Origin of the sequence: Sulfurovum iocasae, assembly GCF_047716765.1 — a bacterium.
GTDB lineage: Bacteria > Campylobacterota > Campylobacteria > Campylobacterales > Sulfurovaceae > Sulfurovum.
Genome location: NZ_CP180410.1, coordinates 422509 through 442308, shown reverse-complemented (window position 1 = coordinate 442308; position 19800 = coordinate 422509). Strand labels below are relative to the sequence as shown.

Genomic DNA, 19800 nt, shown 5'->3' with positions numbered 1-19800 from the left:
AACAAAAAAATCATGTTATAATCCTTCAAACATTTGGATTAACAAAGGTACTCTATGGCAATACAAAAAATTGGTATTATTGGTCTTGGACTTATGGGAGGTTCTCTCAGTTTAGCCCTCCAAAAAACCTCAAAAAACTTTCACTTTCTAGGTCTTGACCATAATAAAAAGCATTGTACAGAGGCACTTGCCTTAGGCTTAGTTGATGAAGTTGTCCAAACATTAGATGCTATAAAGCACTGTGATATCATTTTTTTAACGATCCCAGTTGACGGAATTATTGCTATTACAAAAGAGATACAAGGGTTAGATAAGAAATGTACTGTCATAGATCTTGGTAGTACCAAAGAAAAGATCTCACAAAGTATCCCAAAAGAGATAAGAGCCAATTTTGTTACCGCACACCCTATGACAGGAACCGAAAAATTTGGTCCATACGCTGCCATTACTGATCTTTACCAAGATAAAGTTGTTGTACTTTGTGATATGGAAAAAAGTGGAGTATATCAACAAGAAGTGGCTAAAAATCTCTTTTCTAACATTGGTATGACCTTGGTCTTTATGGATGCAAAAGAGCATGACAGGCATGCAGCATTCATCTCTCATATGCCCCATGCACTCAGTTATTCACTTGCCAACTCTGTAATGAAACAGGAAGCTGCTGAGAGTATTATCGCCCTTGCCGGTGGTGGGTTTAAGGACATGAGCCGTATCGCTAAATCTTCTCCGAATATGTGGGAAGATATTTTTAGACAGAACAAGAGCAATCTGCTTGAAGCCATCTCTGTCTTTCAGGCTGAACTAAAAAAATGTCAAAAAATGGTTGAAGATGAAGAGTGGAATACACTAAATGACTGGATGGAAGAGGCAAATAAATTACATGATATTTTAGACTAGAAATTTATAACCTATACCTAAATGTAGCGATCACTTCAACTTCCTTGCCAATAGTTTTCTCTACCACCTCTTTTAAAAGTACTTTTTCATCTTTATTCAAAAATCCACTTGCTATCACTTCACAACGTACTTCCAGTTTATCTGCGTGTTTAACCAGTACGATATGTGTCAATGTTACTTCATTTTGACCTAAATTTAAATGTAAATTAGCAAGCATTTTTTGAATATGAATATCCTCTTTCATTTTTTCAAATGAACTGTAAAGAGGCATAGCTACAAATGCCACGATCAACATCCAGGTGATGATACCTTTCTTGGCAATATGAATCGGTGAAAAGCCTAAAACGACAAAGGTAAAAGCAGCTGCAAAGACAATCCCTACAAGGTTCGTCATAAAAAGTAAAAAAGCAGAACTGAACATATGCCAGTCAGCCCAACCAAGTCCTATACCTGCTACTGCTATAGGTGGAACCAAGGCCACCGCTATAGCAACACCTGCAAGTGAACCTAGAATTTTTTCATTGCTTTTTGCATAGGCTGCTGCTGCACCAGAAACGATGGCAACAAAAAGGTCCAAGATCGTAGGAGAGAGACGCCCTGCCATTTCAGAAGTTAGTTTCTCTATAGGTATAAACCATGCGATCAGTGCCGAAGTCAGTACAACTATCACAACACCTGCAGCTATGGTCTTTGCACCTGCTAATTCTAAAGCACTATCTTGTCTCAGCACACCCATACTCAAACTTACGATAGGCTGCATCAATGGTGCCAAAAGCATCGCCCCTATGATGACAGAACTGGAGTTAATAAAGAGTCCAAAAGTAGCGATCATTGTTGCCAAGATCAGTAATGTCATGAAAGTGGAACTCGTTCTACTCTCTTCTCTTAGGTTTGCAAACAGTGTCGTATACTGCTCCTGACTGGCATGTGAAAAAAATGGAATGGATTTACTCAAATATCCTGCACTCTCTTCATCACTGGGGAGATGGTCTATTTTGATACTGTCTTTCCCATTTGTCTCTTGACTCTGTTTCTCCCAAAACTTCTCTCCTACACTCAAAGCCAATGCTTTCTCTTTGGTTTTAAGTTGAACAGGTGTTTCTTGTTTCACATCAGAGTCTATCAGTACAGTTAGGGGTCTGCCTGATTCTATTTTTAAAGCACTGCTGCGTATATAGCCCACAGATTCAGGTAATCGTTCCGGTGTCCACCTTGAAACCAATGATTTGAACAGGTACCCCATATACTGCACCATAGAGATGGGTGCCAATATCACCAGTGAAAGTTTCCCATCACTGGAATTTATCTGTTTTGAAATGAGTTTGGAAGCAAAGGTCGCATTGTTATACTCTATACCTACTAAACCCACAGCAGAGAATTTGATCTCATTGCTTTTTGCATCGGTAAGCTTCATCTTTGTATGATGAAGATCTTTTACCTTTCCCATCGTATGAAAAAAGAGTTTAATACGTCCAAAGAGTGATTTTTCTTTGAGTGTGCTGTCAAACTGATCCAGTGGAGGTGCATCCCCTATAACCACTTCTTGCAGGACTATCTCATCATTGGAAAAAAGTATATCTATCTTCTCTTCAGATCTTAGCAGTGCCTGAGAGATACTCTCATCAAGCCTGGAAGAGAGTTCAAATGTTTTCATCAACTCTTTTTGTTTTGGCATAGGTACGATACCTACACTTTTATCATACCTCAACGCAAGTTCCAAAACCTCTTTGATCTCTTTAAGTGTTCCTGAAACGATCAAGTGAGCAAAATTATCAAACTCAATACTACACATCTGAGAAAGCGGAAAATACGCTACTTTTTCCTCTTCCAATTGTGTTTTAATTTTGTCTAGATACGCTTCTTCTACGGTTCCGTAGAAATATGCAACATTTGATATGCTCATCAGTATTCCCTAAGTAAGCTATTGGTTTTTATACTTCTCCACCAATGCCTTCAATACTTTTTTGTCAATTATAACACTTTTATCACCATTCTTCTTTGCATAAAGCTTACGTACCATCATTTCAGCTTCCATATCTTCACTCATATGCGCATAGAGTATTTTCAGTGCTTCAGACTCTTTAAAAGGACTTTTATTGCTCGTCCATTTGGCTATAGGGAAATATCGTAATAGATACATAAAGAAGATACCCAGAACAAATGCAACCACAAGCATCCACCAGGCTACATTTTTAATCTCTACTTCTTTTTTGGCTACACTGTTTTGAGGAGTATCTACCTGTTTTAGATTAGTTTGTACTATTCCCTTATCCGAAGTGTTCAACACAGGTGCAGCTATTTTATTCACCTCTACTTTTATCTTATATGCAGGTATCTCCAGATCGTTTACTTTAGCTTTTTTTGTATCATACACAGAGATACTTCGTGCTGGTATACTAAAGTCATGGTCTGAGATGAAGGCAAAACTTTTTGTAAGACTGCTATGCAGTTTACCTCCAAGCAAGTTGCTCTCTACAGTAGCATCATCACTGTAGACAGTGACACCATCTATCTCATAATTTGGGAACTCAAAATCTTCAAGACTTCCTTCACCTTCTATTTTCACTGTAAGATTCACTGGCTTATTTGCTTTAATGCTCTGCTTATCTATAGTGCTTTCTATAGTAAAACTACCCACCAGATCTGTATCTTCCGGTTTTTTCTTTACTTCAATATTTATTGTGTTGGAAGCAATAGGCGTCCAGACTGTTCCAAAAAACCTGCCAAACATATCTCGCCTGCTTGTATCGGCTATACCTATTTTAGCTGTAGCCGGCTCAAGTGTAAAATTTCCTTCTGATTGAGGTATGAGTATATATTTTAACTCAGTAACTTGACGGTTCCCTTCCCTGTATGCCTGCTCTTGCTCAACCTCTTTTACAAAAAAACCTTTAAATTCAGGTTTATTGTATTGCGGATTTTCAGAGAGACGTACGCCATTTTGCAAAGAGAAAAATACAGTTACAATAAATGGTTCCCCTACCATCGCAGACTTTTTCTCTGTACGCATAAGCAGTGAAAACTTATTGCTGTTTGATACTTGTGGTGCATTTGATTTGGTGACTTTTAGTTTGATGGGTTCTGTCTTGTAAACTGTCCCATCTATATTAACACTGTACGATGGGATAGTCATATCTTGCTGTGGTGCAAACGTTAACGTGAGAACGGTTGTATGTTTACTCTCACTTTTTCCGTTGATGTAAGTAAAAGAGTTGCTTTGACCTTGATGTCTACCCAGTACTTGTGAACCACCAATCTGCGTTATATTAGGGAATGCTGCTCTATTTCCTGTAGCTACTATGCGAAGCTGTGCCATATTGCCCTGTACTACTTCTGTATTAGCGAGCGTTGCTTCTACACTCTCCGCCCATAAAAACTGAAAAGTTGCTATAAATATTAAAATAATTTTACCCATTAAATTACCATGGTTTTGCATCTTCACTCCTTTTTGTTTTTTTATTCTCACCCATCTGATACATCATTACAGGCATTTTCTTTTGACCCATTTTTTTAAGCAGTCTTTTTAACTCTTGCTCTTTAAGTTTCTCTTCTTTACTCATTTTCTTTTCACCTTGCGGTTTTTGTGACTCCTGGTCACCTTTTTTATCTTTGTTTTTTTCTTTCTCTTTATCAGAAGGAGATTGGTCTTTTTTACCGTCTTTCTTTTTCTCTTCTTTCTTCTTGCCATCTTTATCTTGTTTATCTTTCTTCTCTTGATCTTTCTTCTTTTGGTCTTGCTTTTTCTTATCTTGATCTTTCTTTTGATCTTTATTGTCTTGCTTCTTATCGTCTTTCTTTTTGTCGTCTTTTTTATCTTTATCTTTCTGTTCTTGCTTCTTTTTCTCTTCTTCTTGCTGCTGCTTCTGTTTTTTTGCCAATTCAAGATTGAACTTAGTCTCTTCATCGTCTCCGAGTTTCAATGCTTCTTCATAACTCTTTATAGCTTTATCTAACTCATTTTTCTGAAAATGTGTATTACCAAGATTATGTAACCTTATTGCTTCATCTACACCTTTAGCACTCTCATATGCTTTTATGGCATCATCATACTTTTTAGCTTTATAGTATGCATTACCTATATCATAAGACTTTTGAGGGGACTTGGCATCCAAAGAGTTTAACAGTGCGGCACTCTTTCCATACGCTTTGGCCTCATACGCCTCTTTTGCTTCTTCTATGGTTTTAAAGTCTGTCAAACCAGCTACGGCAGAAGTAAAAAATAAATAGCAAAGAATAAATAGTGTTAAAAATATTTTTATCATTTCTTCCCTTTCTCATCGCTCAACGCTGAACGCTGAACGCTCCTTCTAGGCATAGAACTCAGAGCGATCAAAAGTAAAAACAACCCTCCGGCCAAAGGATAATAGAACATCTCTACTCTCTCTTTTATTTTCACTTCACCCTGCTGTTGATTCTTGTATTTACTGCGTATGACAGAAACCAGTTCTTTTATATCTTCTTTTCCATTCGTTGCTACTACGTAGGCTCCACCATTTTCTTTAGCTACTTCACCTAAAGCATCATTTCTTTGGGTAATCGCGATAGTCCCATCTTTTTGGGTAAAAGATTTTCCCTCTTGTGTAATAACAGGCGCACCTTGTGTTGTACCTACAAGTACCACATAAAGGTCTATCCCATTGGCTTTCAGCAGATCTGAAAAACCTGCTATTGCTTCTTCATCTCCACCATCGGTGAACAGTACCATGATCTTAGGCTTTTTCTTTTCCAATAAATTACCTGCCAACTCACCTAAAGCCATAAAATCTGTTGAACCCATATTGATATAAGAATCATCTACTCCATCTACCATCTGTTTAAGTGTCTCTTTATCACTGGAAAATGGTGCCAGAACAAAGGGACTGTAGGCAAATGCAATGACACCTATCTCATCACTTGGCATATTGTCAAACAACAGAGCCATCTTCTTTTTAGCAAACTCCAAACGATTGGGATACTGGTCTTTACTACGCATAGAACCTGAAATATCAAGCCCCACAAGAAGACTTAAACCTTTAACTTCTACGATCTTGTCACCTTTTTCTATTACAGGTCTTGCCATGGCAACGATCATAAAAAAGATCGCCAAGAACATAGTAATATTTCGTACTATCAACGGCACAGATTCATCTGCTGCACTTAGTCGTTTTAAAACTTTTTCATCAAAGATACGCGAAAGCCGTTCTTTGTTGGTTGAGATCAACACAGCAAAGACAATGAAAGGTACAATTAGAACCCAAAAAAGTTGTGGATGCACAAAACTCATCTCTATACCCCCTTCGCCGATCTAAAATAAATAAAGAACAACAGACTCAATATCGCTAAAAAAAGAGGATAGGTATAAAGATAGGTATGTTGCACTATCTTTTTATCATCTATTTTTGTCACTTCGAGTTTATTGATCTCTTCATAAATTTTTGAAAGTGTCTCTGCATTTCTTGCTCCATATGCTTCACCTTTTCCAGCAAGAGCAAGAGCTTGTAAATACTGCCCGTTATAGTCACGCTGACTTCCTATACCGATAGTATAGAGTTTGATATCTCTTTTTTCTATCATACTTTTGAGTTCAGGGAAAGGCACCTTACTCATATTATCGATCCCATCTGTAAGCAAGATGGCTATTTTGGACTTGGCTTTACTTTTACTCAATATATTGTAGCTCTGTACAATAGCATCATTGATAGCTGTTCGTTTTCCTGCCATACCCAACTTTTGCATTTGTGTGATATTTTTCAAAAAATCTTTTTCAAAAGTAAGTGGAGAAGAGATAAATGCCACATCTGCAAAAGTCACCATCCCCAAACGGTCATTTTCTCTCTTGTCTATAAAGTCTACAACCACTTCTTTAACCACATCAAACTTATTTTTAAAGATATCATTAGGATCAAAACCACGCTGGCGCATCGAGTCACTCGCATCGATGATAAGTACGATGTCTCTACCCTCTTTTTTAGTATTGCTATAGGTTTTGGTAATGACAGGAGAAGCCAAAGCCACAACAGCAGCCAGTATACCTACCCATTTTAACCAACCAAGCAAAGAACTTTTACTGGTACTCCGGGCCAATAGTTGTGCCACATGAGGGAAGTAGATAGCCCTGCTTCGCTCTCGACACCATCTGGCACAAACAAGAAAAAGTAAAATTGATCCCAGCAGAAGAGGATATTCAAAACTAAATTGATTCATCAGCTACCTGCACAAAAAGGTTGAAACGGTTACGTGTATCATCATCAACTGTTTCAACTTCTTTTTTATATTTATACTGTTCAAGCAGTGGTTCTAACTGCCCAAAGAGTTTTACACGTCTCTCATCTGTAGCAAGCAGTCTTGCATAATGTGTTGCTTCATAGGCAGACTTCTTGGTATCTTTCCAGTCTATCTCTTTTAACTTTTTCAGATACCCTTTGGCAAGATTTTCTTTGCGATTGTCCCAAAGTTTTTTGGCTACAAAAAAGAGTATCGCAAGTAGTAAAAACCCAACAAAGATAATCAATCCCCAATAGATATAGTAAGAGTTATCTGGGATTTCAAGTAATGGTTTTATATCTTTTAATTGTTCACTTATATTATTATCCATATTCATCCTTCGTAGGGTGCATTGGCAAACGCACCTTTTGACATGTTCAATTTAAAGGTGCGTTGGCAAACGCACCCTACAAGTAGCACCATCATCTCATACTCTTCATCAACTTCACATAAGGCTCTTCATGTGTATAGATCTTTGTAAACCGTATGCCATGTTTTTTAAACTGTCTATAGAGTGTTTCATCATTGTCGTGCAGTGCTTTTTTATAGTTTTTTAAAGTACCACTGTCAATGTTGCCCTCAAAACTCTTTTTACTCTCCATATCGATGAGTCTAAGATATCCTAACTCGGAAGGATCTTCTTCAAACCTGTCACGAACCATCACGGCAAACACATCATGTTTCTTACTTAAAAGCTTTAAGTCTATCTCTCCTATAAAATCTGAGAGTATAAAAAGCAGTGTTTTCTTTTTAAGGCGGTTATGCAGTGTTTCCACCAAAGCTTTAAAATCACCCTCTTTCCCTATGGGACTGAAATTGACTGCATCTTCAACTGCTTTATGCACAGAAAAAAGTTTTTTACTTGGTTTGCTTATCTCATACAACTTATCTGCAAAAAGTATGTGTGAAAAAAGGTCTGTATTTTTCACTGCAGAAAATCCAAGTACTCCTGTGATCTCAGCAATGAGCTCAGACTTTTGTTTTACTGTACCAAAATAAGTAGAACCGCTAAGCATAGTCACAACAGCAACATTAAGCTCTCTCTCCTCTTTGTATATCTTTACAAAAGGTTTACTGAGTTTTGCTGTTGTCTTCCAGTCTATCTTACGGACATCATCTCCATAGACGTACTCACGAAGCTCTGCAAACTCAAAGCCTTCACCTTGAAACATGGAAGCATTATTTCCAAGCATATCCCCGTAGACTTGCTTTTTGGTTTTAAGGATAATCTTCTTTACTGCTTTGTTCATATCATCCTTTCTAGTCTTTTAAGTTTCCACTTGTTTTAACTGTGGCGTGCTTCTTTCTTCATTTTTTTAGAAAAAACGAAGCAAAAAATCGTCATGGCTCTCAAATCGCTTCGCTTTCAAGGGCGTTCACCATGACAAGGTTTATTCATAGTTTTCCTACGGAATTGGTACCGCAGCCAATATCTTCTCAATAATCTGATCCTGCGTTACACCTTCCGCTTCTGCTTCATAAGAAAGAATGATTCTATGACGCAGTATCTCTTTAGCAATATATGCTATCTCTATAGGAGAGACATAATCCTGCCCTTTAAGATATGCTATGGCACGTGAAGCTTTATACATATCGATACTCGCCCTTGGACTTGCTCCAAACTCGATGTATGCTTCCAACTCTTCAAGCCCATAAGCTTTAGGGTCACGTGTCGCAGCTACAAGTTCAATGATATAGCGCTCTATTTCCTCATCCATATGCACTTGCAATGCCTCTTCACGGATAGTATTCAGGTCTTCCAATGTTGCGACTTGCTGTATGGTTTCAAAACTGTTGTTTGCTACACGCCTTGCTATCTCAAGCTCTTCTTCTTTCGTGTTATAGCCTACAACTACTTTCATCATAAACCTGTCAAGCTGTGCTTCAGGAAGTTCATACGCACCCTCCTGCTCTACAGGGTTTTGCGTTGCCATAACCAAAAAAGGAAGGTCTATCTTGAAACTTTCATCTCCAATGGTCACTTGTCTCTCTTGCATGACTTCAAGCAGTGCTGACTGTACTTTTGCAGGGGCACGGTTGATCTCATCCGCAAGTAAAAGGTTGGTAAATACCGGTCCATGTTTGATCTTGAAAGAGTTGCTGGAAGGATCATAGATCTCTGTACCTATGATATCTGAAGGAAGTAAGTCCGGAGTAAACTGCACACGCTTAAAGTCCAGCCCTAAAGTTTTTGCCAGAGCATTAACTGCTGTGGTCTTAGCAAGCCCGGGAACACCCTCTAGAAGTATATGTCCACGACAAAGTAACCCTGCCAAAAGTCCTTCGACCATTTTGTCTTGTCCTACAAGCACTTTAGAAATTTCTATTTTGATATTTTCTACGATTTGACTCAAGTGATTCTCCTGAATAGTAATGCTAAAAGTATACTTCAGGGAAATTAATTAAAGGTTAATAATCTGGTGATTTTGGGAGAGTATAAAATAGAGATACAACGACAACCCAACATACCGAAATACGGCAACTGAGCTTGTCGAAGCTAAAAGTCGTAAGTGATACCGTCTTAAAAAGTGTTAATTGCTTGTATTTATCTCTATGCTATACCCTATTTTACTATAGGAAAGAAGCGGAAGATTGGGAAGAGTTTTACGTATAGAATAGACTAACGTACGCAATGCTGAGTCTGCAACGGTATCATTTCCCCATATGGCGGAAGTAAGTGCATCATAATCGACTGTATGGTTGACATTCTGGATAAGAACTTCCAAAAGTTTACTCTGTTTACTGCTCAACTTAACAGGCTGGTCATCATAATATAAGATTGTCAGAGCACGTGAATATGCATAATGTTCATTTAGGATGAGATATTCTCTTGGTTGATTTACAGATTCGACTTTATTCTCTTTTTCATGAGAAAGATATCTCTGGTAAGCGAGCTGAAGGGTAAATACAATATCTTTTTTACTGAAAGGTTTTTCAATAAAACCATAAGGAGAAAGCTCCAAAACTTCTTGAAATGTTTCATCATCATTATGTGCAGTAATAAAGACAATAGGAAAGTCATAAGTCTTTAAAATATCTTTAGCTAATTGTATGCCATCCACAGGACCTTTAATATTTATATCCATCAAGATCATATCACAGTCTATATTCTTAAGTGCTTCAATGGTATCTTCTGCATTATCGAAACAGCCTGAGACAGTCACATCATACTGTGCAAAAATATCTTGCAGGTAACGCTGGGTGATCGTTTCATCTTCTACGATAACAATATTTTTGGGAAAAAGCATTAGTTAAACTCCTCTAAATTAAAATATACATCAATGACAACACCATCTTTTCCATCTATGTTGACATTGCCATTGGGGAGTGTGGTAGCTAGATCTTTTATGAGGGTCATACCTAATGATTTGTACGTTTTTGTCGTATCAAAACCTTTACCGTTATCTCTAATACTCAAAATATATCGTTTTCCAATACGCTTAAACTGCACATCTATCTCTCCATTATCACCATTAAAAGCATGTTCTATGGAGTTTGTTACAGCTTCGTTAAAGATCAAACCAATGTTCATGGCTATTTTCATATCTACTATGGCAGGGTATATATCTGTAGAAATACGATGTGTGGTATATGTTTGTAAACTTCGGGCTATCCCTTCCAAGTACTGTTGCATATCTACTTCTTCATAACTCTGATTCGTATAAAGGTTTTTATGCATTAGACTCATAGCTTTTAAACGGTCTACATGCATTTCAAACATTTTTTTGTATTTGGGGTCATCTATTTTAAACGATTGTGTCTCAAGCAGGCCCATGATGACTTGCATATTGTTTTTCGTACGGTGGTGTACCTCTTTAAAAAGTATTTTATTTTCTTCAAGCGCTACGTTTAGTCTCTCTTCATAAGAACTACGTTCACTCTCAATGATATACAATACATAGGAGATGATCAAATACCCTAAAACTATCTGAGAAAGCAGTTCCCATTCATAGACAAATTTTATCCCTGTAACAAAAGAGAACAGTGGAATAAAAAGTAAAATAATAAACATATTTGTACTCCACCGGATACCCTTCTTTACCCCTAAAAAAAAGAAAACAAATATAGGTAGAGAAGCCAACCAGAAAAGCGAAAGCTCCGGGTCTTGATCAGGAACAACTAAAGACATGGCAATAAGAAAAGTTAATGCACCCAGTATCATGTATGATGTATGATTAATATTGACATAATGAGGGAACACAAGGTAAGACACCATCAATGTAAAGACTATAAGCATCTCAACCACCAGCATGGCATAGTAGCCTTGCATTAAGTTTTCATAGGCATAAAGCAAGATAATAAATACACCCGTTAAAATAAACAGGTTAACCATTGTTGCTCTAAGTCTATCACGGCTTTTTAGAGGAAAGTACTTGCCTTTTAAGATTTCTGATTCAAAAAAGTTCATTTATCCCCTTCCCTTCTATAAACGATTGTTTTAAGTATATTATTAGACGCATTAGTTAAAGCTGATAAGCCTATTTTTTTAAAAACCCCATTGCTGTAGCGATGATGTCATCATCATCTTTAGATCTTGATTTCAGTACCACTCTCTCTTTGTTCTCTTCAATAAACTCTATAAAGACATTTTCTCCATATGAAGAAACTTTGGAAATACCTTGTTGTCTAGCCAAGACTTTCATAACAATGACATCGATGAACTGTCTTGTAATAGTATCTAACTTACCAAAACGGTCTGCGATCTCTGACTCTATCTCATAGACTTCTCCTGTACTTTCACAAAGAGAAAGACGACGATAAAGTTCTAAGCGTAAACGGTCTTCCTCGATAAGCTCTTCATTCAGATAGGCATCAACTGAGAGTTTCATATCTATATTTTGTGCAACTTCTTTATCTTGGCCACTTAGTTCCCGAATGGCATCTTCAAGCATACGCAAGTAAAGCGAGTACCCTATCTGTTTGATGTGCCCGGACTGTGCTTCACCGATGATGTTTCCTCCACCACGGATCTCCAGGTCATGAAATGCAAGTACTGCTCCCGACCCAAGGTCTGAATGGGACTCTAAAGCCAATAAACGTCTTTTTGCATTATCAGTCAATCGCTCTTTGTCTGTTACCATAAAGTAACAATACCCCTCTTTGCCACCACGTCCTACACGTCCACGAAGCTGATGCAAATCTGCTATACCGAAGTTATCTGCACCATCGACTATCATAGTGTTTGCATGCGGCATGTGTATGCCTGACTCTACGATGGAAGTAGAAAGCAGCACATCATACTCCCCATCTTCAAATAACATCATTTCATTTTCTGTCTCTTTGGCTGAAATTTTAGAGTGTAATACGGCTATACGTAATTTTGGGAGAATCTCTAAAAGAACTTTTTTCTTCTCTTCAATCCCGGCAATGGAGTTAAAGACATAAAATATCTGTCCACCACGACGCATCTCTCTTAAAATAGCTTCTTTAATGACTTTATCATCATAACTTTTCACAAAAGTTCTTACCCCCTGCCGTTCTGTTGGAGGAGTCAGGATCTCAGAAAAACTTTTCACATCTGACATCGCAAGATTCAGAGATCTTGGAATAGGAGTTGCAGACATGGAAAGAAGATGTACATCAATGGCTATCTCTTTGAGTGCCTCTTTTTGTTTCACACCGAATTTATGCTCTTCATCTATAATGACAAGAGCAAGGTTTTTAAACTTCGCTTTGAGTAAAGCATGTGTACCAACAACAACATCTAACCTACCCTCTTCCAGCGCCTTGAGTGTGCCATTTCTCTCTTTAGCGGTAGAAAATCTGTCTAGTTTACCTACTTTTATACCATGCTCGTAAAAACGCTCTTTCAAACTCTTAAAATGCTGAGAAGAAAGTAAAGTTGTAGGGGCGATCATCATGGCTTGATAGCCATTTTTCACTGCAATAAACATCCCGTTCATCGCCACTTCTGTTTTACCAAAACCCACATCTGCAGAAAGCAGTCTGTCCATCATCTTGCCCGAAGACATATCATTCAACATATCGTTGATAGCCTTCTCCTGATCTTCTGTATGTACAAAGCCTGCTTCAGACATGAAGATGGCATGCTCTTCCATATTTCTTTTAAGTTTAATACCTTTTTTTAGATGACGCTGTGCAGAAAGATTAATGATCTGTGACGCGATGGCAAAAAGTTTCTCTTTGACTTTAGCTTTTAACTTTTTGAAACTGGCTTTCCCCATGCGGTCAAGTACAGGCAGGGCACCACCTTCAGCTACATAACGGTCTATCACTTCAAGACTGGAAACCGGGATGAGCAATGCATCTTCATTTTGATAATGAATCACTACAAACTCACTCATAGACCCCAGTATCTCTCGTTTTTCTATGCCTTTAAAAATACCCACACCATGGTTTTCATGTACCACATAATCACCAGCTTTAAGCTCATCTAAAATGATGCTCGCTTTCTTCACCTTTTTTCTCTTGATAGGCTTGTTAAGAGAGAGTATAAGCCTATCTGAACCCAAAATATTGACGATCCCATCCTGATACACAAACTCTATATTTTCAAAAGAGTCTAATTCTGAACCACGTACAATACTCTCATTTTTAGCAATAATGGTGATCTTTTTATCTTTATGGGATTCTAATAGTTTATTTGGATTGACTGCTTCCAAGTCACGGTATTTATTACCTTCCGGAATAGATGGCAACAGAAATTCTTTTCTTGGCACCAGTGGCTCTGTAAGTTCATAGACCTCTTTAAGTTCATCATCTAAATTACTTGCCCAGACACCATCAAACTGTTCTAATGCACTCTCTCCCAACTCATCAAGATGCCATAAACCAAGTGAGTCTATATCTTTTACAAAAGTGTCATATATGCTTCGTTCTGTTCTGTTTTTAAGTGCTTCATGTTGGGTTTTATTCAATGCTAAAAAGGCTGGATTAAACGTAAAAGACTCTAACTCATCAGGTATACGCTTTTGTGTATTTTCGTCATAATATTGTATCGTCTCAACTTCTTCATCAAACATTGAAACACGGTAAGGTTTGTCTGCATCTGTAGGAAAGATATCTATAATATCACCACGAAACGAAACTTCACCACGACTTGCAGCGATATCCACAAAATGATAGCCCCAATGATACAAAGTATCTTTGAGTTCCTGTAAATTAAGTGTATCGCCAAACTCTATTGTTTTCTTATCAAAAAATTCTTCTTTAGGAAAAGGCACAAGTAGTGTTCGCAAAGGAGAGACAAGCATTTTTTTCTTCTGGCTTGCATAGTAGTTTGCCAAAGTGATAAAAAATGCTTGCACATCTTCATCATACGCACGTAAGTCTTCACCTACAGAGAGACGAAGATCAGGTAAGACAAAGGTGTCAAACCCAAGCAAGACTGCCACATCTCGTATTTGTATTGCTTCTTTGTCATCTTTACAAATGAGTAGCTTTTCTTCTTTGAGCTCTTCTAGGTATTGGTAAGTGTTACTTTGATACATTCATCTTCTTTAAAAATTCTTCTACAACATAAAATGAACCAAATACCAGATAGTGTTCATCTTTGTTTATTTTTTCATCAAAGTAGTTGTATTCAATCTCTACTTTGTCTAGTGCTTTTTCTATAGCTTCCAAAGTTATTGCTCTTTGAGACTCAATAGGAATGATCTCTACACGTTTTACTTTAGGCTTCAAAATTCGTAAAACTTCTTCATAGTCTTTATCATCAAGACTATTGTATATAAGTACTACTTTATCATCAAGTGCTTCTTCTATGGCTCTTGCTGCCAGTGGATTATGCCCGACATCTATGCGGATATTTTCTGTAAGCTGATAAAAACGTCCAAAAAGTTCTAACGAAAGCAGTTCATCTATATTGTAGTCAATTTCTAATAATTCAAGAGCCTGGAGTGCCACCATTGCATTGTCTACTAAATAAGCTCCCCAACCTTTTCTTTTGGCAATACTCATCACCTCCCAAGAAGCAGAACGGGAAAACACCAATTTTGCATCTTTCTTGGTAGAGATAGCTTTCGCCACTTCAAGCACTTCATCATAAACCTGAGGGGCTAACAAAACTTGCTTTTGTATACTCCGTATCTTCGTAGCTGCGATTTTTTCTATACTCTCACCTAAAAAAGCCTGATGGTCTATGCCTATAGGGGTAATGATACTCAGCTCTTTGTCACAGACATTCGTAGCATCAAATTCTCCACCTAAACCTGCTTCAAGTACCATTAGATCACAGTTTTCAAAAACAACAAAAGCCAAAAGTGTGGTATATTCAAAATAGCTCAAAGCATCACTCATCTTTTGACCGATTATCTCAAAAAGTCTCTGATGTGCTACTTCCAATACTTCATCAGAACTATCAAAACCATCTATCCAGATACGTTCGTTAAACTTCATGATATGAGGAGAAGTGTAATGTCCTACTTTAAGCCCACTTTTATAAGCCAAATGTGCAACTATACGTCCTGTAGAACCTTTACCGTTTGTCCCTACAATATGCACTGTCCGAGGCTGTTTGATATGAGGTTTGAGCTTCCCATAAGCTATATGTACACGCTCATGATCTATCTCTTTGTAGTAGAGTGGTTTAGCCTCTAAAAAAACATTTAATGATGCTTGCTTCATTACTACTTGCTACCTGCTCCCTGCTTACCAGTAAGCATCCCCTTAGCGCTTACATAGGCTAAGAATTCATCCAATGCTTTCTCGAGACCTTTACGTATTGCTTCTGTTCTAAGTGCTGATGAGTAAAGCGAAGAGGCTTGTATATCTGCTTCATGTACTGTATTGATCTGTTTTGTGATCCTGCCTTGCTTGGTCACCATGTCAAATCTTACCCTGATATTGGCACGGTAGCGCGTCACATATCCATCTTCATATGCCAGTGGGGTAAACGTACTTCCCGTATAAGTCACACGAAGCTGACTTTCCGCTTGTGCTTTAGGAACAACACGGCCTTTAAAGCGTGTATACACCATACGATTGAGTTCATCTTTTACAAAAGGTGCATTCTCAGGTTCTACTCTGTCAACTGCTACTTCAACATATACAGTATCTGCAAAAATATTTTTAATAACATGGGAAGAGGGTTTGTAGCCACAAGATGTAAGAAGTAATACTATACAAATTGTCATCCATAATTTTAATATGCTGTTCATTTTACCCTCTTCTTTCTACGATATATTAACTTGGTTTTACAGCTAGGTTAACCAGTTTATTTGGAACTACGATCTCTTTGACGATACTCATACCCTCAAGCCATTTTGCTCCAGCTTCTTTTGCTGCAGCTAAAATTTCATCTTGTGAGGCAGATGGATTCATCTCGATCTCTGTACGTTTCTTACCACCTATCATTACCACATACAAAATACTATCTTGTACAAATACTTCTTCTTTAACCTCAAGTATAGCACCTAAATTTTCTCTTACAAATAATACTTCAGAAAGCTCAGTAGTTACATGAGGAATGATTGGTTCAAGAAGGTTCAGCATAATGTACATCCCCTCTGTCCATATATCTGCATTATCTTGCTTGTCTAGAGCATTAAGCGCCTCCATACATGCTGCGATGAGTGTATTAAAAGCAAAAGTCTTCTCATACACATCAGATGATTTTTGCAACGCTTCATACACTTTCACACGTGCAAGTTTAGACTCTTTACTCAAAGTACTTTGGTCAATATCTGGTAAAGTAGTTCCTGTTACTTTCTCTTTTCTGTCATACAGTTTTTTAATAAACCTAAAGGCACCCTCAACCGCAGAGTCATTCCACTCTAATTCTTTTGCAGGAGGAGCAGCAAAAAGTGTAAAAAGTCTAGCTGTATCTGCTCCATACTTTTCTACAAGTGCATCCGGATCAACCGTGTTCCCCTTAGACTTAGACATCTTCGCACCATCCATAAGTACCATCCCTTGTGTGAGAAGGTTTTCAAATGGTTCATTGATATCATGGTAACCCAAATCACGTAGTACTTTTGTAAAAAATCTCGCATAAAGCAGGTGTAAGATAGCATGTTCTATACCACCGATGTATTGATCCACACCTAACCAATAATTTGCATCTTCTTTATCTATACCTACATCATTCCACTTCTTAGGATTTGTTGCATAACGGAACTGATACCAGCTTGACTGCACAAAAGTGTCCAAAGTATCGGTCTCACGTTTTGCATCTTTACCACACTGAGGACAAGTACAGTTTTTCCATGTAGGGTGGTTTTCCAGTGGGTTACCCTCACCAGTGATCTCCACATCTTCAGGAAGAGCGATAGGAAGATTTTCTACCTTTTCAGGTACAAGTCCACAAGAGTCACAATGCACAAACGGAATAGGTGCACCCCAATAACGCTGACGGCTTATACCCCAGTTTCGTAACTTATAGTTTGTAGTACCTTTACCTAAAGATCTCTCTTCAAAATGAGCAATGATCTGTGCTTTGGCATCCGTATTTTTCACACCCGTAAACTCAGCTGAATTCTCAAGTACACCCTCAAAGGTAAAAGGCAGTTCATCTCCGGATATCACTCTTTTGATAGGAAGCTCATACTTAGAAGCAAACTCAAAGTCTCTCTCATCGTGTGCGGGTACAGCCATCACTGCACCACCACCGTAAGAAGCCAATACAAAATTTGCTGTCCATACAGGTATCTCTTTACCTGTCAATGGATGGATGACTGTAATACCTAAATCATACCCCTCTTTGCCTTCTTTAGCTCTTTCGATCTCCGTCATATTTGTGATAGTAATGATCTTTTCAGCTATATCACTATCTAACAAATCATTCTCTAGAAGATATTTAGTAATGGGATGCTCCACTGCCAATGCAGAATACGTTACACCGTAAATAGTATCTGGACGTGTCGTAAACACCGTGTATTTGTCAAAATTTCCATCAAGCTTGGCTTTACTCATTTTGGAGAGTTCAAACTCAAATTCAAGCCCTTGAGATTTTCCTATCCAGTTACTTTGCATAGTCAAAACTTGTGAAGGCCATTTACCCTCAAGTTGTTTCAAGTCACCTAACAAATCATCTGCATACTTAATAATGTCAAGGTAGTATCCTGGCATCTCTTTGAGTTGCACTTCATTGTCACAACGCCAACAACAACCCTCTTCTACCTGCTCATTTGCAAGTACTGTATGACACTCTTCACACCAGTTCACCGTTGTAGACTCACGGTAAAGTAAGCCTTCTTCAAACATCTTGATAATAAACTCTTGTTCCCACTTCGTATAAAGAGGATCACAAGTAGCAAACTCACGTGTCTTAGAAAACGAAAGTCCCAAAGTGTTGAGTTCTTTTCTCATGTAATCAATGTTCGAGTAGGTCCACTCTTTAGGATGACGACCATGTTTGATGGCAGCATTTTCAGCAGGCATACCAAAGGCATCCCAGCCTATAGGATGAAGGACATTAAAATCCTGCTTTCTGTAGTAACGTGCAAAAGCATCACCAATAGCATAATTACGCACATGCCCCATATGCAAACGTCCACTTGGGAAAGGGAACATACTTAAGATGTATTTTTTCTTTTGTTCAAGAGAATCAGAAGGCTCAAAAGCCTGCTCATCATCCCATTTTTTCTGCCACTTGGCTTCAATCTCACTTGGATTGTAACTCATTATTATCTCGCTTCATTTTGTCATTATTTAATTGAAAGGATTATAGCAAAGATGCGGTTAGGGGGAGTTGTATCTTGTACCGTAGGTCGGGGTGTCCCTCCCCGACCTACAAATATTTACTGAAGCGTATTACACTGCCTAATATCTCCAGACTTAAGCCCTCTTCTAAACCACTCCACACGTTGAGCAGAACTTCCATGGGTAAAGGCATCTGGTCTCACATGGCCTGTCGCTTCTCTTTGCAGTGTATCATCACCGATGGAACTTGCTGCTCTTAACGCTTCTTCAACATCTCCCGGCTCTAAAATATTAAAATCTTTATGCGCATGATATGCCCATGCCCCAGCATAACAATCCGCTTGAAGTTCTACTCTTACCTGCAGTGCATTAGCTTTTTTACTATTACCACCCCAGCTTTGTTTTGCTTTTTGAACTTTAGAGAGTGTACCTTGCAGATTTTGGATATGATGTCCTACCTCATGTGCAAGTACATACGCTTGGGCAAAATCACCTGGTGCATTATGCCTTTTTGCCAAATCATCAAAAAATCCCAGATCCAGATAGACTTTTTGATCTTCAGGACAATAAAAAGGACCCATCTGCGCAGATGCATAACCACATCCACTTCTTGTAGACCCACGGTAGAGTACCATTGTTGGTTCTCTGTAGCCACGCAATTCTTTGTTCCAAATTTTTTCTGTACTTGCCAATACTTTCTTAATAAATACAGCTTGTTTTTCATCTTTTACTTTATCAATCGGAGCAGAAGAACCTCCTCCCATGCCTATGATAGATAATGGATTATAACCGCTAAACCATGCAAAAGCACCTACCGCTATAATTATCCAACCAAACTTCGTTTTAAACAGAGGCTTGATCAAAGGCCATATTATCATCATCGTTTGCGCTGAAGGAAGACCACGACCTCTTCCACCTGAACTTTCTCTTCTATCCTCTACATTACGACTTTCTCGTTCATCATCCATACGCATTTTAAAGCCTTTTTTATTCTGTATTATTTAATTAATTATACCAACCAAAAGTAAAATTTTACTACAATAGTATTATTAAAAATAA

At 38.0% G+C, this 19800-nt stretch carries 16 protein-coding genes; 1 reads left to right on the top strand and 15 read right to left on the bottom strand.

The window, feature by feature from the left end; genetic code table 11:
- Window positions 1-54: 54 nt before the first annotated feature.
- Window positions 55-897: a prephenate dehydrogenase gene (locus ACLHDG_RS02260; protein WP_415407370.1), complete on the top strand. Its 843-nt coding sequence runs from the start codon at window positions 55-57 to the stop codon at window positions 895-897.
- Window positions 898-901: 4 nt separating this feature from the next.
- Here the strand turns inward: ACLHDG_RS02260 and ACLHDG_RS02255 are convergent, their stop codons facing one another.
- The 15 genes from ACLHDG_RS02255 to ACLHDG_RS02185 form a co-directional block, all read right to left on the bottom strand.
- On the bottom strand, window positions 902-2800 hold the full coding sequence (locus ACLHDG_RS02255) for a TIGR00341 family protein (RefSeq protein WP_415407369.1): 1899 nt from the start codon (window positions 2798-2800) through the stop codon (window positions 902-904).
- Window positions 2801-2818: 18 nt separating this feature from the next.
- Window positions 2819-4333: a BatD family protein gene (locus tag ACLHDG_RS02250; RefSeq protein ID WP_415407368.1), complete on the bottom strand. Its 1515-nt coding sequence runs from the start codon at window positions 4331-4333 to the stop codon at window positions 2819-2821.
- Window positions 4317-5159, bottom strand: coding sequence for a tetratricopeptide repeat protein (locus ACLHDG_RS02245; protein WP_415407367.1), 843 nt, complete (start codon window positions 5157-5159; stop codon window positions 4317-4319). The genes ACLHDG_RS02250 and ACLHDG_RS02245 overlap by 17 nt, the downstream gene beginning before the upstream one ends.
- The gene (locus tag ACLHDG_RS02240) at window positions 5156-6160 is read right to left on the bottom strand and encodes a vWA domain-containing protein (protein WP_415407366.1); all 1005 of its coding nucleotides are present in this window, start codon (window positions 6158-6160) and stop codon (window positions 5156-5158) included. Before ACLHDG_RS02240 ends, ACLHDG_RS02245 begins: the two co-directional genes overlap by 4 nt.
- Before the next feature lie 2 nt (window positions 6161-6162).
- On the bottom strand, window positions 6163-7080 hold the full coding sequence (locus ACLHDG_RS02235; protein WP_415407365.1) for a vWA domain-containing protein: 918 nt from the start codon (window positions 7078-7080) through the stop codon (window positions 6163-6165).
- Window positions 7067-7471 carry a hypothetical protein gene (locus ACLHDG_RS02230; protein ID WP_415407364.1) on the bottom strand — a complete coding sequence of 135 codons (405 nt, stop codon included), beginning with the start codon at window positions 7469-7471 and terminating at the stop codon, window positions 7067-7069. Before ACLHDG_RS02230 ends, ACLHDG_RS02235 begins: the two co-directional genes overlap by 14 nt.
- 91 nt (window positions 7472-7562) lie before the next feature.
- The gene (locus tag ACLHDG_RS02225; protein ID WP_415407363.1) at window positions 7563-8390 is read right to left on the bottom strand and encodes a DUF58 domain-containing protein; all 828 of its coding nucleotides are present in this window, start codon (window positions 8388-8390) and stop codon (window positions 7563-7565) included.
- Window positions 8391-8546: 156 nt separating this feature from the next.
- Complete coding sequence (locus ACLHDG_RS02220; protein ID WP_415407362.1) at window positions 8547-9494, bottom strand: AAA family ATPase; 948 nt, start codon at window positions 9492-9494, stop codon at window positions 8547-8549.
- Between the two features lie 177 nt (window positions 9495-9671).
- Window positions 9672-10388 (bottom strand): response regulator, encoded by a 717-nt coding sequence (locus tag ACLHDG_RS02215; protein WP_415407361.1) that lies wholly within the window; start codon window positions 10386-10388, stop codon window positions 9672-9674.
- Window positions 10388-11548, bottom strand: a complete 1161-nt coding sequence (locus ACLHDG_RS02210) for a sensor histidine kinase (RefSeq protein WP_415407360.1) — start codon at window positions 11546-11548, stop codon at window positions 10388-10390. The genes ACLHDG_RS02215 and ACLHDG_RS02210 overlap by 1 nt, the downstream gene beginning before the upstream one ends.
- Before the next feature lie 70 nt (window positions 11549-11618).
- Entirely contained in the window at window positions 11619-14591 is a 2973-nt protein-coding gene (gene mfd, locus ACLHDG_RS02205) for a transcription-repair coupling factor (protein ID WP_415407359.1), read from the bottom strand.
- Entirely contained in the window at window positions 14578-15726 is a 1149-nt protein-coding gene (locus tag ACLHDG_RS02200) for a bifunctional folylpolyglutamate synthase/dihydrofolate synthase (RefSeq protein WP_415407358.1), read from the bottom strand. The genes mfd and ACLHDG_RS02200 overlap by 14 nt, the downstream gene beginning before the upstream one ends.
- 2 nt (window positions 15727-15728) lie before the next feature.
- Entirely contained in the window at window positions 15729-16235 is a 507-nt protein-coding gene (gene lptE, locus ACLHDG_RS02195) for an LPS assembly lipoprotein LptE (protein WP_415407357.1), read from the bottom strand.
- Between the two features lie 49 nt (window positions 16236-16284).
- Complete coding sequence (gene leuS / locus ACLHDG_RS02190) at window positions 16285-18723, bottom strand: leucine--tRNA ligase (RefSeq protein WP_415407356.1); 2439 nt, start codon at window positions 18721-18723, stop codon at window positions 16285-16287.
- Between the two features lie 116 nt (window positions 18724-18839).
- On the bottom strand, window positions 18840-19715 hold the full coding sequence (locus ACLHDG_RS02185; protein ID WP_415407355.1) for a neutral zinc metallopeptidase: 876 nt from the start codon (window positions 19713-19715) through the stop codon (window positions 18840-18842).
- Between the last annotated feature and the right edge of the window lie 85 nt (window positions 19716-19800).

Excerpts from the sequence above, each read along its gene's own strand:
- ACLHDG_RS02260 (WP_415407370.1), top strand. The coding sequence starts at position 55 with ATGGCAATACAAAAAATTGGTATTATTGGTCTTGGACTTATGGGAGGT.
- ACLHDG_RS02255 (WP_415407369.1), bottom strand. The coding sequence starts at position 2,800 with ATGAGCATATCAAATGTTGCATATTTCTACGGAACCGTAGAAGAAGCG.
- ACLHDG_RS02250 (WP_415407368.1), bottom strand. The coding sequence starts at position 4,333 with ATGCAAAACCATGGTAATTTAATGGGTAAAATTATTTTAATATTTATA.
- ACLHDG_RS02245 (WP_415407367.1), bottom strand. The coding sequence starts at position 5,159 with ATGATAAAAATATTTTTAACACTATTTATTCTTTGCTATTTATTTTTT.
- ACLHDG_RS02240 (WP_415407366.1), bottom strand. The coding sequence starts at position 6,160 with ATGAGTTTTGTGCATCCACAACTTTTTTGGGTTCTAATTGTACCTTTC.
- ACLHDG_RS02235 (WP_415407365.1), bottom strand. The coding sequence starts at position 7,080 with ATGAATCAATTTAGTTTTGAATATCCTCTTCTGCTGGGATCAATTTTA.
- ACLHDG_RS02230 (WP_415407364.1), bottom strand. The coding sequence starts at position 7,471 with ATGGATAATAATATAAGTGAACAATTAAAAGATATAAAACCATTACTT.
- ACLHDG_RS02225 (WP_415407363.1), bottom strand. The coding sequence starts at position 8,390 with ATGAACAAAGCAGTAAAGAAGATTATCCTTAAAACCAAAAAGCAAGTC.
- ACLHDG_RS02215 (WP_415407361.1), bottom strand. The coding sequence starts at position 10,388 with ATGCTTTTTCCCAAAAATATTGTTATCGTAGAAGATGAAACGATCACC.
- ACLHDG_RS02210 (WP_415407360.1), bottom strand. The coding sequence starts at position 11,548 with ATGAACTTTTTTGAATCAGAAATCTTAAAAGGCAAGTACTTTCCTCTA.
- mfd (WP_415407359.1), bottom strand. The coding sequence starts at position 14,591 with ATGTATCAAAGTAACACTTACCAATACCTAGAAGAGCTCAAAGAAGAA.
- ACLHDG_RS02200 (WP_415407358.1), bottom strand. The coding sequence starts at position 15,726 with ATGAAGCAAGCATCATTAAATGTTTTTTTAGAGGCTAAACCACTCTAC.
- lptE (WP_415407357.1), bottom strand. The coding sequence starts at position 16,235 with ATGACAATTTGTATAGTATTACTTCTTACATCTTGTGGCTACAAACCC.
- leuS (WP_415407356.1), bottom strand. The coding sequence starts at position 18,723 with ATGAGTTACAATCCAAGTGAGATTGAAGCCAAGTGGCAGAAAAAATGG.
- ACLHDG_RS02185 (WP_415407355.1), bottom strand. The coding sequence starts at position 19,715 with ATGCGTATGGATGATGAACGAGAAAGTCGTAATGTAGAGGATAGAAGA.